This is a genomic window from Bradyrhizobium sp. th-b2 (assembly GCF_000426785.1).
Classification (GTDB): domain Bacteria; phylum Pseudomonadota; class Alphaproteobacteria; order Rhizobiales; family Xanthobacteraceae; genus Bradyrhizobium; species Bradyrhizobium septentrionale.
The window spans coordinates 432,271-447,405 of sequence record NZ_AUGA01000002.1 but is presented as its reverse complement, the minus strand read 5'-3'; the positions used below and the strand labels follow the sequence as shown (position 1 = coordinate 447,405).

17 protein-coding genes are annotated in these 15,135 nt (G+C 62.3%); 9 read left to right on the top strand and 8 right to left on the bottom strand.

Annotated elements, in window-relative coordinates; translation table 11 throughout:
- Positions 1 to 27: 27 nt before the first annotated feature.
- Together K359_RS57115 and K359_RS51100 are read right to left on the bottom strand one after the other, a co-directional pair.
- Positions 28 to 717: a helix-turn-helix domain-containing protein gene (locus K359_RS57115; protein ID WP_198031101.1), complete on the bottom strand. Its 690-nt coding sequence runs from the start codon at positions 715 to 717 to the stop codon at positions 28 to 30.
- Between the two features lie 198 nt (positions 718 to 915).
- On the bottom strand, positions 916 to 1,368 hold the full coding sequence (locus tag K359_RS51100) for a DUF305 domain-containing protein (RefSeq protein WP_051345983.1): 453 nt from the start codon (positions 1,366 to 1,368) through the stop codon (positions 916 to 918).
- Positions 1,369 to 1,591: 223 nt separating this feature from the next.
- Between K359_RS51100 and rpoH the strand changes: the two genes are divergently transcribed.
- The 5 genes from rpoH to K359_RS0104870 all read left to right on the top strand — a co-directional run bounded on the left by rpoH (position 1,592) and on the right by K359_RS0104870 (position 8,165).
- A complete protein-coding gene (rpoH, locus tag K359_RS0104890) occupies positions 1,592 to 2,500 on the top strand; it encodes an RNA polymerase sigma factor RpoH (RefSeq protein ID WP_029078352.1) in 909 nt (302 codons plus the stop codon).
- A 225-nt stretch (positions 2,501 to 2,725) separates the two neighbouring features.
- On the top strand, positions 2,726 to 5,908 hold the full coding sequence (locus K359_RS0104885; protein ID WP_029078351.1) for an efflux RND transporter permease subunit: 3,183 nt from the start codon (positions 2,726 to 2,728) through the stop codon (positions 5,906 to 5,908).
- The gene (locus K359_RS0104880) at positions 5,905 to 7,170 is read left to right on the top strand and encodes an efflux RND transporter periplasmic adaptor subunit (protein WP_029078350.1); all 1,266 of its coding nucleotides are present in this window, start codon (positions 5,905 to 5,907) and stop codon (positions 7,168 to 7,170) included. The genes K359_RS0104885 and K359_RS0104880 overlap by 4 nt, the downstream gene beginning before the upstream one ends.
- Positions 7,171 to 7,409: 239 nt before the next feature.
- Positions 7,410 to 7,571, top strand: a complete 162-nt coding sequence (locus K359_RS61060) for a hypothetical protein (protein ID WP_156928358.1) — start codon at positions 7,410 to 7,412, stop codon at positions 7,569 to 7,571.
- Between the two features lie 36 nt (positions 7,572 to 7,607).
- A complete protein-coding gene (locus K359_RS0104870) occupies positions 7,608 to 8,165 on the top strand; it encodes a hypothetical protein (RefSeq protein ID WP_156928357.1) in 558 nt (185 codons plus the stop codon).
- Between the two features lie 230 nt (positions 8,166 to 8,395).
- On the opposite strand, the gene K359_RS0104865 is transcribed toward K359_RS0104870, so the two are convergent.
- Entirely contained in the window at positions 8,396 to 8,638 is a 243-nt protein-coding gene (locus tag K359_RS0104865; RefSeq protein ID WP_029078348.1) for a hypothetical protein, read from the bottom strand.
- A gap of 260 nt (positions 8,639 to 8,898) precedes the next feature.
- On the opposite strand from K359_RS0104865, the gene K359_RS0104860 reads away from it, so the two are divergent.
- The 4 genes from K359_RS0104860 to K359_RS51095 all read left to right on the top strand — a co-directional run bounded on the left by K359_RS0104860 (position 8,899) and on the right by K359_RS51095 (position 10,702).
- A complete protein-coding gene (locus K359_RS0104860) occupies positions 8,899 to 9,204 on the top strand; it encodes a hypothetical protein (RefSeq protein ID WP_029078347.1) in 306 nt (101 codons plus the stop codon).
- A 12-nt stretch (positions 9,205 to 9,216) separates the two neighbouring features.
- Complete coding sequence (locus tag K359_RS0104855; protein ID WP_051345982.1) at positions 9,217 to 9,624, top strand: CidA/LrgA family protein; 408 nt, start codon at positions 9,217 to 9,219, stop codon at positions 9,622 to 9,624.
- Between the two features lie 18 nt (positions 9,625 to 9,642).
- Entirely contained in the window at positions 9,643 to 10,359 is a 717-nt protein-coding gene (locus K359_RS0104850; protein ID WP_029078345.1) for an LrgB family protein, read from the top strand.
- A 115-nt stretch (positions 10,360 to 10,474) separates the two neighbouring features.
- The gene (locus K359_RS51095) at positions 10,475 to 10,702 is read left to right on the top strand and encodes a hypothetical protein (RefSeq protein WP_156928356.1); all 228 of its coding nucleotides are present in this window, start codon (positions 10,475 to 10,477) and stop codon (positions 10,700 to 10,702) included.
- A gap of 65 nt (positions 10,703 to 10,767) precedes the next feature.
- Here K359_RS51095 and K359_RS0104840 read toward each other — a convergent pair whose 3' ends face one another.
- From K359_RS0104840 to K359_RS0104820, 5 genes are all read right to left on the bottom strand, one after another.
- Positions 10,768 to 11,100 carry a sulfite:cytochrome C oxidoreductase subunit b precursor gene (locus tag K359_RS0104840; protein WP_029078344.1) on the bottom strand — a complete coding sequence of 111 codons (333 nt, stop codon included), beginning with the start codon at positions 11,098 to 11,100 and terminating at the stop codon, positions 10,768 to 10,770.
- A 10-nt stretch (positions 11,101 to 11,110) separates the two neighbouring features.
- Positions 11,111 to 12,352 carry a molybdopterin-dependent oxidoreductase gene (locus tag K359_RS0104835; RefSeq protein WP_035976051.1) on the bottom strand — a complete coding sequence of 414 codons (1,242 nt, stop codon included), beginning with the start codon at positions 12,350 to 12,352 and terminating at the stop codon, positions 11,111 to 11,113.
- Positions 12,353 to 12,397: 45 nt separating this feature from the next.
- Positions 12,398 to 12,631: a hypothetical protein gene (locus K359_RS61055; RefSeq protein WP_156928355.1), complete on the bottom strand. Its 234-nt coding sequence runs from the start codon at positions 12,629 to 12,631 to the stop codon at positions 12,398 to 12,400.
- A gap of 172 nt (positions 12,632 to 12,803) precedes the next feature.
- The gene (locus K359_RS0104825; RefSeq protein WP_029078341.1) at positions 12,804 to 13,694 is read right to left on the bottom strand and encodes a LysR family transcriptional regulator; all 891 of its coding nucleotides are present in this window, start codon (positions 13,692 to 13,694) and stop codon (positions 12,804 to 12,806) included.
- A gap of 8 nt (positions 13,695 to 13,702) precedes the next feature.
- Entirely contained in the window at positions 13,703 to 14,761 is a 1,059-nt protein-coding gene (locus tag K359_RS0104820; protein WP_084518263.1) for a YeiH family protein, read from the bottom strand.
- Positions 14,762 to 15,135: the final 374 nt, after the last annotated feature.

The window sequence follows — 15,135 nt, the reverse complement described above, 5'->3', positions numbered from 1 at the left end:
GCGCTCCTGAGGGGGCCTATCGACAGATCAGGCGCGCTTTTCAAAGGAAGTCGGCAACGACAGGCTCCCGCTGGTGAGCGCAGGCAGGTCGTTGATGCTGCGCCAGCGTCTCGGCGTGCAACCTGCAAACCGCTTAAAGACAGTCGTGAAATGGGCCTGAGTCTGAAAGCCGACCGCGAGCGCGATCTCGACGATGGTCATCGTTGTTTCCCTGATCAGCTCCTCGGCCCTTCGAACGCGCCGCCGCAGCAGAAACTCGTGCGGCCGCAGGCCCGTTGCCACGCGGAACTGGGAAGCGAAGTGCATCCGGCTGAGCCCCGCAACAGCGGCCAGATCGGCCAAGGTGATCCTGGACGATATGCGGGCATCGATATAGTCGACGACGCGTTTGAGGCGCCACTTCTGCAGAGCCTGGATATGACGGCCGTTCGTGGATGATCGAACGGCCGCTGCTCCACCATGCGCCGGCCTCAGGCCAAACTGTCTGACGGCGATTGCAAGCTGGAGCGCATCGGCGGATTGGCGGTCATTGCCCTGCAGCGCCACCTTCATGGCATGAAGCAAGGACCGGATGACGTCGTCATCGGATTCGATTTCGTGGGATGCGCACGGCAGCGCCGGCAAGCCTTTTGCGAAGACAACCTTGTCATCAGCATCATTCCGGCCGGGGACAGGTTGCGCAAACATGGGCTGCAGATTGCAAGTCTGGACTGACATTCGAATCGCTCCAAAAGCCGATTTCGGATCAAGCGGTCATGAGCTAGGTAGGCCGGCCGGCTGCGGGTCCCACTAAATTGCGATTCATGAAGCTCGATCGAATCTGATCGGACGAGACATCGACACGGCGCGAAGCCGCTTTGGCGAAGTCGCGAAGCGACAGTTGCCGCACCGCGCGCAAAGGCCGCGAAAGCGTGGTCAATTGTGCGCTCTCAAGTCGAGGTCGGTGCTGCTCGACCGGGTCGAGCCAGCGGTGGCAGGCTTCGTGCCCCGCATGCAGGCGAGATCCTGCTCTGCCTGCCTCACTATTCTCTCGGCGAGCTGTCGAAGCGCGTCATTGTGACCGTACTTCATTTCAGTCCGCGCCATGTCGATGGCGCCCTGATGATGAGGAGCCATGATGTCGACGAAATCGCGATCGATGTCGCCGCTCGGCCTGGTGAGCAAGCTTCGGTTCATGTTGCTCATCGCGAGGTCGTTTTCGAAGAGAAATTGCCGCTCGCCGACGTCGCTCACCGTCAGGATGCGAGATCGATGCGTCGGGGCCTGGGCCAGCGCGAATGACGTTGCCGTAACCGAGAGGCTGGTTGCCAGCGAGATGGCGCGTCTGCGCACGAATCCGCGGGAGAACAGCGGCACGTCGGGCTCCATGGCGTTGACTGATCGGATGGGCGTCGCGTTGGTGCGATCCCAGCCTCAGACATGCCAAGAGTGATGCACGCGCTCAACTAAATACGGATTTAAGGTTCGCTCGGCCAGGTACTCTCTGCGCCGCCTGAAAGCGAATTCAGGTTTCTGAAGTCCAATTTAGTGGCTGCTCCGGCTGGGGGCTTCCTACAGTTGAGGTGCCGGACCCAAAACGCAGGAGCAGCAGATGCAATCTCAGAGCGTCGTCGTCAACACCAACCTGACCGGAGCGCTGATTCCGCAACCGGTCGGTCTTCGCGCCTATTCCACGGCCATCAGGCGTTTTGGTCTGCTGGAACGCGGCCGCGAGCAGCAGCTCGCGCGGCGTTGGCAGGAGCGGCGCGACAAGAGCGCGACGGATGAGCTGATCACGAGTCATCTTCGCCTCGCCGCAAAGGTGGCGCGAGGCTACAAGGGCTACGGCCTTCCGATGGCAGACTTGGTCGCGGAAGCCAATCTCGGGCTCGTGATCGCCGCAGGCCGCTTCGAACCCGGACGCGACGCACGGTTCTCGAGCTACGCCCTGTGGTGGATCAAGGCGACCATCCACGAGTACATCCTGCGCTCCTGGTCGCTGGTGAAGATCGGGACGACGGCCGCGCAAAAGAAGCTCTTCTTCCGGCTGCGCGGCGAAATGAGGAAGCTTGGGGGCGATGTCGCGGTTCTTACGCCGGAAGTCGCACAAGCGGTTGCAGACAAGCTCGAGGTGACGGTCCGTGACGTCGTTGAAATGGATTGCCGGCTCGGTGGCGATCTTTCGTTGAACACGCGGGTCGGGGACGAAGATCGGTCGACCGAGTGGGAGTCGATGCTGGTCGACGAGACCGCGGATGTGGAGGCGATCGTCGCGGAGCACGATGAGACGGTCCGCAGGTCGAGGGCTCTTCACGCCGCGCTGGATGTGCTGACGGAGCGCGAGCGGCGCGTCTTCGAAGCCAGGCGTCTTGCCGAGCATCCGATGACGCTCGATCAACTCGGCTGCGAATTGTCGATCTCGGGCGAGCGGGTGCGGCAGATCGAGACGCGGGCTTTCGCGAAGGTCAGGCGGGCGACGATAGCGGCCACGCGGGCCAACTGCGACGCAACGGATGAGTAGACCACGGGAGCGTAGCGCGTGACATGCGTTCGCGCGCGCTCACGTTCGATTGAAAGACGAGCCGCAGCCGATCACGGCTGCCGGAATTATGAGTGAACTGTGAGGCTGCGCGAGGGCTTCGTCAGTTCATATTACCGCGAATAAACTACATTTCAGTTGAGCGATCGACTGATCGACTTCATGTCTCTCCGAGGTCTCGCAACCGGGAGCTGGCAAGGATTTGACATGGGAATTGTTCGCTTCGCGCTGAGATTTCCACATACCTTCTATGTGGTGGCGGCCCTGATCCTGTTTCTCGGCGGTGCCGCGCTGTGGTCGATGCCGACCGACATCTTTCCGGAAATTCGCATTCCGGTGGTGACTGTCATCTGGCAGTACACCGGCCTTTCTACGCCCGAGATGGAACAGCGCGTCAGCACCTATAGCCAGTACTCCATCAGTGCCAACGTCAATGGAATCAAGAACATGGAATCACAGACCCTCAACGGTCTGTCGGTCCAGAAGATCTATTTCCAGCCGGACGTCAATCTCGACCTCGCCATCGCGCAGATCGTCTCGGCGACAAATTCCATTCGCGCGTTGATGCCGCCGGGCATCCAGCCGCCGATCGTCGTTCAGTTCAACGCCTCGAGCGTTCCGGTGCTTCAGCTCAGCCTGAATTCCGACAGTCTCAACGAGCAGCAGCTCTATGACTTCGGTATCTATCGCGTTCGCCAGCAGCTTGCTCCGGTTCCCGGTGTCACGCTGCCGACGCCCGCCGGCGGCAAGTACCGCCAGATCATGGTGGATATCGATCCTGACAAGCTGCTGTCCCGCGGCTTGACACCGCTCGATATCGTGAACGCGGTCAATACCCAGAATCTGACGCTTCCGTCGGGGACGGTCAAGATGGGAGGCACTCAGTACACGGTGCGCACCAATGCGACGCCGGCGACCATCGACGATCTCAACAAGATGCCGGTCAAGTTTACCAACGGTGCGACCATCCTGCTGAGCGACGTAGCGCAGGTGCGTGACGGATCGATGGTGCAGCAAAACATCGTTCGCGAGGATGGTCACCGCGCGGTTTTGCTCAGCATCATCAAGAACGGAAATGCGTCGACTCTGGCGGTCGTCAAGGGGGTGAAGAAGGCGTTGACGTCCATTCGCGCCGCGGCTCCGGCCGGGCTCAAGATCACCGAGCTGTTCGACCAGTCGGTGTTCGTGACGAACTCGGTCAACGGCGTGCTTCGGGAAGGTGCCATCGCGGCGGGGTTGACCGCGATGATGATCCTGCTGTTCCTGGGGTCCTGGCGGTCGACCCTGGTGGTGATGATCTCTATCCCGCTGGCGATCCTGTCGTCGCTCGTCGTGCTCTATTTCCTCGGCGAGACCTTGAACACGATGACTCTGGGCGGTCTCGCCCTGGCGGTCGGCATACTGGTCGATGATTCGACGGTTACGATCGAGAATTCCCATCGACTGTGGACGGAGGAGGGTATGCCGCTCGCGGACGCGACCTTGCATGGCGCGGCAGAGATCGCCGTCCCCACGCTGGTGTCGACCCTTGCGATCAGCTGCGTGTTCACTTCGGTGGTGTTTCTGGAGGGGCCCGCGAAGTATCTCTTTACCCCGCTGGGTTTTGCCGTCGTTTTTGCGATGCTGGCGTCCTATGGGCTGTCCCGAACCCTGACGCCGATCACGATCGGACTTCTGCTGAAGGGCGAGCGCCGGCGTGTTCACGGTGAAGTCCCTACCGGCATATTCTCGCGCATGTCTGAAGCCTTCGAGCGCGGCTTCGAGCGGCTGCGTGGCGGCTACGCGCAGCTGCTGGCACTGTTGCTTCGACGTCGCGCCATCGTGCCTGCCGTTGCGGTCCTGATCCTCGGCCTCGGCGCGGTGATGCTGACCCTCGTCGGCAGGGACTTCTTTCCGCTGATCGACGGCGGCCAGATCCAGCTTCACGTGCGCGCCCCCGCGGGCACGCGTATCGAAAGCACCGAGGCGATCTTCCAGAAGGTCGAGGACAAGATCCGCGAGGTCATTCCGGAGAATGAGCGCTCGCTGATCGTTGACAATATCGGGTTGCCGGCACGGGCTTACAATCTGGCCTTTGCCGATGGCTCGACAATCGGCGTCAACGACGGCGTCATCCTGGTCTCGCTCAAGGACGGCCATAAGCCGACCGCGGACTACATCAAGAAGCTGCGTCATGTATTGCCCGCGGTATTCCCCGAGGACACTTTCTATTTCCAGGCGGCCGATATCGTCACGCAGATTCTGAACTTCGGGCTGCCGGCGCAGATCGATGTCCGGACCGTCGGCTATGGCACCAACAATCTGGCTGTCGCCAAGGAACTCCAGAAGCGTCTGGCTGCCATTCCGGGCATCGTTGATGCCCATCTCCAGCAGGAAATCGACGGTCCGGCGTTCTTTACGGATATCGACCGGACCCGGGCCGCCCAGCTCGGCCTGAACGCCAGCACGGTGGCGACCAACATCAACGTGAGCCTCAGCTCTTCCGTGCAGGTGTCGCCGAATTTCTGGACCGATTTGAGCGCGGGCATTCCGTACTATCTCGCCGTGCAGACGCCGGAATACCGGATCAATTCGCTGAATGCGCTTGCCAACACGCCCGTCTCGACGTCGATTGCGGCGAGCGGCCAGACGGTGCCGGGCATGCTCAGCAACATCGCGACGTTCAAGCGCGATACCGTGCCGACCAATGCCAACCAGAGCAACGTCCAGCCGGTCTATGAGGTCTATGCCAGCGTGCAGGGCCGCGACCTCGGCAGCGTGGCGGCGGAGATCGGCAAGGTCACCGCCGACCTGCAAAAGCAATTGAAGCCCGGCAATTCCATTCAGGTGCTTGGCCAGATCCAGAGCATGAACGATTCATTTCGGGATCTCGGCATCGGCCTGTTGTTCGCGGCGGTGTTCGTCTATCTCCTGATGGTCGTGAACTATCAGAACTTCGGCGATCCCTTCGTGGTGATCCTGGCGCTCCCGGCGACACTCTGCGGGATCGTGACAATGCTGTTTGTCACCGGAACGACGCTCAACGTCCCTTCGCTGATGGGCGCGATCATGTCGGTCGGCGTTGCTTCGGCAAACTCCATCTTGCTGGTGACTTTCGCGCGCGAGCAGCAACTGAAGGGGCATTCGGCGTTTGAGGCCGCATTGAGCGCCGGCCACACCCGCATCCGCCCGGTGCTGATGACGGCAGCTGCGATGATCGTCGGCATGATCCCGATGGCGATCGGCGGCGCCGGCGAGGAGCAGAATGCGGCACTCGCGCGCGCCGTCATCGGCGGATTGTTGTTCGCCACGCCCACGACCCTGCTCATCGTTCCTTACCTGTTTGCCATGCTGCGCAAGGGCAACGACGGAAAGCCACACCATGGCGTGTTCGAGGAATTGCCGACATGACAGAGATTGATGTACGTCCGCACGAGAACTTCGGGGACCTTGAGGCTCCGGGCACCGCGACCGGCCCGGTCTTGAGGACCGAGGGTAAACCTGAACGCAGATCCGGAACAGCCATCTTCGGGGCAACCGTGCTGCTGTTGCTTGCTGGCGGGCTTGGTGCCGGCGGAGGGCGCCATTACCAGGCTGAACGCGAGGTCGCCGCGACGGCGGCGCAGGCGCGCACGTTTGTGCCGGATGTTCGCGTCGCGAGCGTTCGTGCCAGCGACGGCACGGAGAAGGTCACATTGCCGGCGACGACGGCTGCTTTCGAGGCCGCAAACATCTTCGCCCGGACCAGCGGCTATGTCGAAAAGCGCTATGTCGATATCGGCGATCGGGTCAAGGCGGGCGCGCTGCTTGCCGAGATCGTCGCGCCCGAGCTCGATCACCAGATCGCACAGGCCCAAGCCACTCTGGCGCAGAGCCAGGGAAACCTGCAGCAGACCCAGGCGAGCCGCGAGCTCGCGGAGGTCACCAACGGGCGCGACAGCAATCTGGTCAAGCAGGGTTGGCTCACCGCGCAACAGGGCGACAATGACCGCCTCACGCTGCGTGCGCAGCAGGCCGCGGAGCAAGCGGCGAAGTCGAATATCGCGGCCCAGCAGGCCCAGATCAAGGTTCTGGAACAGGATAAGGCCTATCAACGCGTGGTGGCTCCGTTCGACGGTGTGATCACCCAGCGCAATATCGACAACGGCAGTCTCGTGCAGTCGGGATCGACCTTCATGTTCACGTTGATGCACGCGGATGTCATCCGCACGCAGGTATTCGTACCCCAGGACGAGGCTTTCGGCGTGGAGCCGGGGGTCGATGCTGTCATCCGGGTTCCGGAGATCCCCGGGCGGGCGTTTCCGGGAAAGGTCACACGCATCGCGACGGCGCTGCAGCCCGGCAGCCGTACATTGTTGACCGAGATCGACGTGCCCAATTCGGACGGCGCGCTTCAGCCGGGGATCTACTGCACCGTCGAGCTGCTGATTCCGCGCAAGACGCCGTCGATGATCATTCCGGCCGACGCCGTCGTCTTCGACGAGAACGGTCTGCATGTCGCGGTCGTGGAGGACGGCGCAGTTCATTTGCACAAGATTTCGATCGCGCGCGATTTCGGCAAGGATGTCGAAGTGCACGATGGCGTCAAGCCAGGCGATCAAGTCGTTCTCAATCCGATGGTGAACCTGACCGAGGGAAGCAAGGTTACAGTGCGCGGGCCGCAGACGAGCTGAATTGCCGTTGGCGATCGACGGCCGCGATGCGCGAAGCCAGCGCTGAAGTGGGGCCTCCGGACCAGGCGTCCACCATTTTTCGATTCTGATCCGGGTCCTTTCTGGAAGTTGGCGCCCGCCAGCGCATATCCCGAGGCGCCGGCCGGTGATCGGCAGACCCCTCCACGAGGTGTGCGCGAAAATCGATATCCCGGCAGGAAAGCTCAGCTCAGCAACCAGAAGGCGGTGATGTGCCCGGCGTGGCCGAAGCGCCGTTGGGGTTGGAAGAAAACATCGACGCCGGATTGGCGAGGTTCATCGAAACGGCTTCGGTGCACGCAGGCGTGTTCGGCGTAGGCATCACGCTCGGCGCGGGACTTATGCTGGTGTTGGTCGTGTCGGGATCGGCCATCGGCGATTGAATGGTGCCGGGCGGCGGCGCTGGCGGAATATCGGGAGTGGAGACGGGCAACGCCGCGGCATTGATCTCCGTGTTGCCTGGTGCGGCCGTGCAGGAGCTGCCCGGCGTGGAGCTGCCGAGAGCGGACGGCGGCGCGATCGTGCCGGTCGTGCTGCCCGTGATCGGACCCACGATGGTGACGGGCAGGGCCGGCGCCAAGGTCAGCGGCAGGCTTGTGCTCGTCATGGGTGGTGTCGATCCCGGCATGCCGGTGATGCTGCCCATCGTGCTCATCGCACTCGGGCTTATGGGAGTGTTGGTGTTTGTCGAGGTAACACTCATGACGGAAGGCGAAAGCTCCACCTCGGTGGGCGAGCAACTCACGCTGGTTCCGGGGAGCGTTGGATCGTCCGCCAGCGGAGGTGAGGCCAGAGTGGTTGCCGGCGCTCCGGGAACGGTCGCGGCTGAGAAAAGACTCGAAAATGGACTCGGTCCCGCTAGGGCCGATGACACAATCGCGCCAGGCGTCGTCGGAATTCCCATGGCGGTCGTGCCCATGGTCGAGACCTGCGCGAAACTGCTGTTGCCGCTCAGCACGAGTGCAGCCGTTGCGTAGAGAAGTGCACGCATTGGAGGCTCCGACGTTGGTTGGCAGTTGCAACAGGAGGTAAGCGGTGAGATCGGCGGCCTCAATTCACGTTCGGCTGACAATCGCCTTCGCGGATCTTGGTCAAACGCCCCGATCCGGCACGCGAGCTGCCACGTCATTGGCGCCCAAAGTTCGCGCGAAAGGCGGAGTGCGCTGCGGGTCGCAGCAGCACTCCGTATGCCTGTCCGGGCGTCCGCTTAGTGATGCCGCATCCCGAGATGGACGCTTCTGCCGACGAACACAGGTGCTGCGCCACCGGGGTACTCGAGGCCCATCCGGCCCGCCGGCGTCAAGGCGCCACCATTGAGCGCATCCCGGTTCGGGTACATCGCCGAGAAAGCGGCGGGCTCCTGGTCTGCGAAGGACCATGATGCAAAGGCTGATGGACTTGTTGCCGTCAGGATCAGCGCCGCACCAATCAAGGTCTTGAAGATAGTCATATCTGTTCTCCGTTGTGTTGTTCGTGCGGAGAATCTGCGACTGGCGATCTCTGCTGCTCTGGCGGTAGCGCTTCCCGATGAACTGTTCTGTACACGGTCATGTAGGTGTTGCCGGGCGTTGACGAGGATCACTCCTGCGAGAACTGTCGACGCCGGACTCTGTATTCTTTGTCATGATCGCTCTCGCGATCGTGCGTGGCCCGCGCGCATGTGGCGCCCAAATTCGAGTTCAGATCACCGCAGCATCTGGAGCAGTAATCATGAAGCTGATATCCCTTCTTTTTTTCGCCCTCTGTCTCATCCTTTCCGGCACCGAGGCTTTCGCCCGCGGCGGTATGGGGGGTATGGGGTCGCATATGTCGATGGGTAGCGGGCTCGGCATGGGTGGCGCGCTCGGCACGAGCGCCGCGACGCCAGGAACGAACTCGTTGGGCACGGCCCTTCCTTCGTCCGGTGTCGGCGGCCATGCCATGAAGGGGCCGCCGCTCGGCACCAACCCCGCCATCGACCAGGAGGATGCACAGCTTCAGAAGATGATCGAGAGTTCGATCTGTCGCGGATGTTGAGTCTGTCCACGAATGACGATACCCGCATTTCTGATCCTGCTGGCGTGCCAACTCGCCGGCAACCTGCTGCGCCAGGCGCTTGCGCTTCCCGTACCGGGACCCGTGATCGGGATGTCAATCCTCACCGTGGTCCTGGTGTTCAGGGCGGGAAAGACGACCAGCAAGTCGCCGACAGTCGACGGCCTCGAACACACTGCCGAGACGCTGGTCCGTAACATGGGACTTCTGTTTGTGCCGGCCGGCGTCGGTATCATCACGGAGATCGGAGCATTGCGGCTGCAATGGTTGCCGATCGCTGCGGGTTTGATCGGATCGACACTGTTGAGCCTTGCGGTCACCGGATGGGTCATGCATTTTAGTATCCGCCGGCGCGCGGCGAACCGGTCGGCGGTCGTCCTGCAGGCCTCGGAGAGAAGCTGAGCGAAAGCCTCGTCTGCCATGAGCGCTATTCAACATCTCTGGACTTCGCTCGGCGCGATGCAGGTATTCTGGCTCGCCGTGACGCTGGGGGCTTACATGCTCGGCAACGCGCTGCAGCGTGCGTGTGGCGGCTCGGCGCTCGCAAGTCCAGTGCTTGCGGCTATCATGCTCGTGGCTTCAATCGTCGTGGTGAGCGGGACGGATTACAAGGTCTACGCAGCGCAGACCCAGTTCATGAGCTTTCTCCTTGGACCGGCGACTGTCGCGTTGGCCGTTCCGCTCGCGCGGAGCGTCCGGCTGGTCAGGGAGAACCTGCTCGGAGTCGGGTTGGCGGTGCTCGCCGGCTCGGTTACCTCGATCGGCTCCGGCATAGGTCTGGTGTGGCTGTTCGGAGGCTCCCGCATGATTGCCCTTTCCATGGCGCCGAAGGCGGCCACCACGCCAATCGCGGTCGCAGTCTCCAGCCAGATCGGCGGCGTTCCGGCGCTGACGGCTGCGCTCGCGATCCTTGGCGGCATTCTGGCGGCGGCTCTCGGTCGGAAGATGCTGACCATGCTGAAGATCGACGATTGGCGCGCCCATGGTCTGGCTGCCGGAATTGCCGGGAGCGGCATTGCCGCTGCAGAGGTGGCTGCCCGCAGTGAGCTTGGCGCCGCGTTCGCAGCACTGGGCATCGGGCTCAATGGTCTCATCATTGGGTTCATTGCGCCTGCGCTCGTCCAGCTCTGGAAGTAACAGGGACGAGAGAGCGGGAGCATGTCGCCAACGTGAACCGCCGAGCGGCCCGTGCGGGTTGGGAGCGCGTACGACATGCACTACTTGATGAGAGGGCAGGGGATGGAGCACGTCGATGCGTTTTCTTTTCTCTTTGGCCTTTGTGATCGCGATGTCCGGCCATGTGAGCGCGGGCACCCTGCATGGCAGGTACAACCAGCACCGGTTGACCGCGCATCATGGACAAGCGGTGCCGTCGGGTGCCTTCACACGTGGGCAACCCCGAATCGCCGTTCCCGGCTGGACCGATGAAGACACCGAGCGTTGGCTCGACAACGCCAGCTCGTCCTGGTCGCAGGCCTAGCGACGCGACCCTTCTCGCGCGCTCGAGATAGTCCGAAGCGTACGACCGCGGCCCGGCGGTTGGCGCTAGGTCTTGCCCTTGGTCTTGACGAGATAGTCGACGATTGCAGGCACATCGCTCTCATCAACAGGAGCTTTGTAGGCCTTGATCATCTTGCCGACCTCGGACTCCCAGGCCGCTTTTGGCAAGGGAGGCTGGTTCAGCACCATGTCTGCCGAGTGGCAGGCCAGGCAGTTGTTGTTGATCGCATTCGCGTCCGAGCCGCCGGGAAACATTTGGTCGCCCGAAGGAAGCTCAACGGTCGTCGATGTGATCGCGGGGGCTCGTTGAACCCACGCGGGGGTGGACGTCAGCAGGGCTGCGGACAATACGCCGACGATGATAGCTGCGTGTCGCATCGTGCTGCTCCTAGGTCGTCGTGATGTGAACCGGCTCGATGACGTCGCGCATGAAGCCGCTGTTGTTCCAGTTGGGCTCTGCCGGTTGAACATCGCCCGCCAGATTCGTGCAGCGCGCCATGAGAGAATGACGGCCCGTCGCCAGCGGCGGGAGATTGGTTTGCCAGCGGCGGAAGCTGTACTTGCCATGGTCCTCGCCCAGCGTCGCGGGTTGCCAGGTCTTGCCGTCATCGACGGAATACTCGACCTTGGCGACACCTGTGTCGCCGCCGAAGGCAATTCCCCGGATCTCGGCGCTTGCTCCCGACGGCAGTGACGCGCCGTCCGCGATGTTGGTGATGAACGATCGCGGCGTCATGCGGCTGATCGGGACCATCTTCACGCCGGTCTGGCCGGGTGTGACGTTGGCGTGCGGGGTATCTGGGATGGTATAGGCGGTGGCCATCCAGTAATTGTCGTCCGGGCGATCAAGCACTTCGATATCGCTCAGCATCTTGACCCAGTACGTCGAGTACCACCCCGGCACGATCAGACGCAGTGGGAAGCCGTTCAGCAGCGGCAGCTGCTCGCCGTTCATGGCAAAGGCGATCATGACCTCGCCGTCACGGGCGTGGTCGATGTCGAGCGACTTCTTGAAGTCTGGCGCCTCGGGCACCACGGGTTCATCCAGTCCCTTAAAGCGGACCTGGATGCCTCCCGATTTGACGCCCGCGCGATCCAGCACGTCCTTGAGCCGCACGCCGGTCCATCGTGCATTGCCCATCGCTCCATGCGCCCATTGCGCGCCGGAAACACGGGGCGCAAAAAAGCCTCGCGAATTGCCCGAACATTGATTGACCGCGGCAAGCTCCACCCGGGGCATCTTGAGCAGGTCGTCGATGGACAAGGACAGCACCTGATTGACGTGCCCGCGCACAGTGAGCCTGAAGGTGCCTGCATCGACCGAGGTGGGGATCACGGCCCAGTGCCAACGCACATAGAACCGGTCGTTCGGGGTGAATACGCCCCGATCGAACACCTCCATCGGCGTCTCCAGCAGTGGCGGTCGCGTGCGCTGCAGGATCATGTCCCGTTTCTGCGGGAATTCGTGCGTCATGGGCCGTTCCCGCGGTTCCCCGGCAATCGGCAGCCGGATCGACTGATCGGCCCAGGCCGACGAGCTGGCAAGCGTGATGCCTGCAATTCCCATGGTGCGGAGCAGGGCACGGCGAGACAGAGCCTGAGTACGTGTATCGCTTTGATGATGTGTCATCGATAGCTCCTTTTCGGGATGGGTTGACCCGTTCTGCCCTGCCACTTATCCGAGGATCAGGTCGGCGAAGGGGGCGTCGGCATGGATTCGTGGTTGCTGCGCACGAGCGTTCGGAACTCGCACGTTCACACCGGGAAAGAGTTGCTCGGCGTGCACGGCGTCCCGGATGTGCGGGACATGCGTAGCGTTAGTGGCGGCCAGTGCGGCCGGCGCACCCAGCGTGCAAGCGGCGATGGCCAGCGAAGCAATAGCGAGAAGAGAATGACGGGATCGAAGCATTGTAGGTCTCCTTTGATTGCGCTCTGGCAAGCTGCGATTTTCAATGTGCTTGCCATGTCCCGAAGCGTAGAGCCTGGCTCCGTCGTGGTCTAACGCGATTGTCAGGTCATTCTGATCGTCTGCGGCGATTGAAACGCGCGAGCCCGGTACGCCAATCACCTCCTCGGCATATCTAGGGGGCAGCGCCAGTCGCAATGCTGGACATCAGTGCGGCTTCTGCCTTGCTCACGTGCCGCTCCTTGTGACGGAGGACGTAGAACGAACGCTTTGCCAACTCGCTGTCCAGTTTGACCAGCCGCTTTGCCGCGACGGCCTTCTCGACGACCAGATCGGAAATGGCCGCGGCGCAGCGGCCCGTTTCAACCGCCGTTCGAATCGCCTCGTTCGACGCCAGTTCGAGTTGGACGGTCAGATCGGAAAGGCGTATCCCGCGTTTCTTCAACGCCCGCTCGAACATTGCACGTGTTCCGGAGCCGGGTTCGCGAAGGATCCATGGCGTCTTGCTCATCCAATCAGGCGGCAGCTTTCGCTGCTCCGCCAGCGGGTGCTGTGCGCCCACCACCGCGACCAGCGAATCGCTATCGATGCGACGCGCGGACAATGCGGGGTCGTCGATGTCGCCCTCGATGAAACCGACATCGGCCATGCCTTCGCGAACGTCGGTTGCGACCTGCTCGGTATTGGCGATCCTCACGTCGATCTTGATACCGGGATGGACCGCCTGAAATGCGAGCAGCCTTGCGGGCAGCCAATAGCTGCCGACCGTCTGGCTCGCGGCAATCGTCAACTGTCCGGCCTTGAGCCCGGCAAAATCCCTCAGAACCTGCTCGGCGTCGTGGGCACGCGCCAGCACCGCCCGCGCCTCGGAAAGGAATGTGCGGCCCTCATGCGTGAGGACGATGCCCCGGCCGACCCGATCGAACAATTTGACGCCATAACGCGCTTCGAGCGCGGCGATTGCCGCGCTCGTAGCCGATTGGGTGAGGTTCAGTTCGCGGGCAGCCTTCGTCACGTGCTGCTTGTCGGCGACTGCGGCGAAGACCCGGAGCTGTTCGAGCGTCATTGAGCAGATCATCCCATGAGCTTGATGACCACAAGACTGAAGCTGGCGATGAAGAGGAAGGCCAGCGCGCCCAATATAGCCGGACGCAGGCCTGCAGCGTAGAGTTTCGACACGTCGGTCTCGAGGCCCATGGCGGCGAGCGCGATGGTAAGGAGGAATGTCGCCAGGGAGATCATCGCGCTCTTGGCGCCGCCCGGGATGGTGATGACGCTGTTGACGGCGACCACCGCGACGAAGCCGAGCGCGAACCAGGGGAGCGGCGGCCTCGCGGACTGTTCGCGAGTGCGCTGCACCGTGAACCGGGTCACGAGGCTAAGGGTCAGCACGACGGGTGCGAGAAGCAGGACGCGGGCGAGCTTGGAAACCGTTCCGATCTCGCCGGCGCGCTGGCTGTTCTGGAAGGAAGCGGCAGCCACTTGTGCAATCTCATGGATCGAGGCGCCGCTCCAGAGGCCGTAGGCGTGGCTGTCGAGATGCAGAAGCCGGGGCAGCAATGGATAGACAAACATGGCGATCGAGCCGAAGATCGTCACGCAGGCGATCGCGTAGGCGACGTCCTCGTCGGACGCCTCGGTGACGCTGTTGGTGGCGACCACCGCCGAGGCGCCGCAGATCGAGGTGCCCGCGGCGATCAGTTCGGTCAGCTTTCGCTCGACGCCCAGGGCGCGGCCTGCTGCAAGCGTGAAGACGAACGTGGCAACGAGTGTGCCAGCAACAATGAAGAGTCCCTTTGCCCCCACGGCTGCAAGCTGAGTCAGCGTGATCTGGAATCCCAGCAGGACGATCGCGAACCGAAGCAGACGGCGCATGCTGAAAGCGATTCCAGGGCGGACGGAAGATGGTGTGCCGACCAGATTGCGCACCGCAATTCCGATCGCGATGGCCAGGATCATGGGGCTGAATGTCGCGATCTGCGGAATGCCGCGCATCAGGTTGGCGCCGAAAGCGATGATCGTGGCCAGGGCGATGCCGGGGACGATCGTAAGGGCGGGCCTTAGATGCGGCAGGAGGGTGTCACGTAGGGAAGACTTGGCTGAGAAGTTGCTGGAGTCTGTCGTCATGGTCATTGGCGTGTCTCCTGGGTTGCGCCAATTGTGGTTCGCGACGACAAATCGATCCAACAGATTTATTTATACATTCTGATCGATCAAATCGATTGTTTCTGCTGCAGGACCGGACCGCATTCGTCGGACTGGCGCCGCATAACGTGCGCGGCGCCTGGCGATCGTCTGGCCGAGCCCCAACAATACGTATGCCGTGACATACCGGCCGCGCGCGGATCGTGGTCTTCAGGCGACCAAGTGCCGGCTCAAACCCTGCCATCGCGGCGTGACTGAATTCGCGCCGGTCGGCAATCATGCGCGAGCCGCGCGATCCCTAACGAGAGTTTTAGTTGTGACGGGTTGATGGTCTCCCAACTTCAAAGTGTACACACAACCAA

Coding starts and splice junctions, on each gene's coding strand:
- K359_RS57115 (WP_198031101.1), bottom strand. CDS start 717: ATGTCAGTCCAGACTTGCAATCTGCAGCCCATGTTTGCGCAACCTGTC.
- K359_RS51100 (WP_051345983.1), bottom strand. CDS start 1,368: ATGGAGCCCGACGTGCCGCTGTTCTCCCGCGGATTCGTGCGCAGACGC.
- rpoH (WP_029078352.1), top strand. CDS start 1,592: ATGCAATCTCAGAGCGTCGTCGTCAACACCAACCTGACCGGAGCGCTG.
- K359_RS0104885 (WP_029078351.1), top strand. CDS start 2,726: ATGGGAATTGTTCGCTTCGCGCTGAGATTTCCACATACCTTCTATGTG.
- K359_RS0104880 (WP_029078350.1), top strand. CDS start 5,905: ATGACAGAGATTGATGTACGTCCGCACGAGAACTTCGGGGACCTTGAG.
- K359_RS0104865 (WP_029078348.1), bottom strand. CDS start 8,638: ATGACTATCTTCAAGACCTTGATTGGTGCGGCGCTGATCCTGACGGCA.
- K359_RS0104860 (WP_029078347.1), top strand. CDS start 8,899: ATGAAGCTGATATCCCTTCTTTTTTTCGCCCTCTGTCTCATCCTTTCC.
- K359_RS0104855 (WP_051345982.1), top strand. CDS start 9,217: ATGACGATACCCGCATTTCTGATCCTGCTGGCGTGCCAACTCGCCGGC.
- K359_RS0104850 (WP_029078345.1), top strand. CDS start 9,643: ATGAGCGCTATTCAACATCTCTGGACTTCGCTCGGCGCGATGCAGGTA.
- K359_RS51095 (WP_156928356.1), top strand. CDS start 10,475: ATGCGTTTTCTTTTCTCTTTGGCCTTTGTGATCGCGATGTCCGGCCAT.
- K359_RS0104840 (WP_029078344.1), bottom strand. CDS start 11,100: ATGCGACACGCAGCTATCATCGTCGGCGTATTGTCCGCAGCCCTGCTG.
- K359_RS0104835 (WP_035976051.1), bottom strand. CDS start 12,352: ATGACACATCATCAAAGCGATACACGTACTCAGGCTCTGTCTCGCCGT.
- K359_RS61055 (WP_156928355.1), bottom strand. CDS start 12,631: ATGCTTCGATCCCGTCATTCTCTTCTCGCTATTGCTTCGCTGGCCATC.
- K359_RS0104825 (WP_029078341.1), bottom strand. CDS start 13,694: ATGACGCTCGAACAGCTCCGGGTCTTCGCCGCAGTCGCCGACAAGCAG.
- K359_RS0104820 (WP_084518263.1), bottom strand. CDS start 14,761: ATGACCATGACGACAGACTCCAGCAACTTCTCAGCCAAGTCTTCCCTA.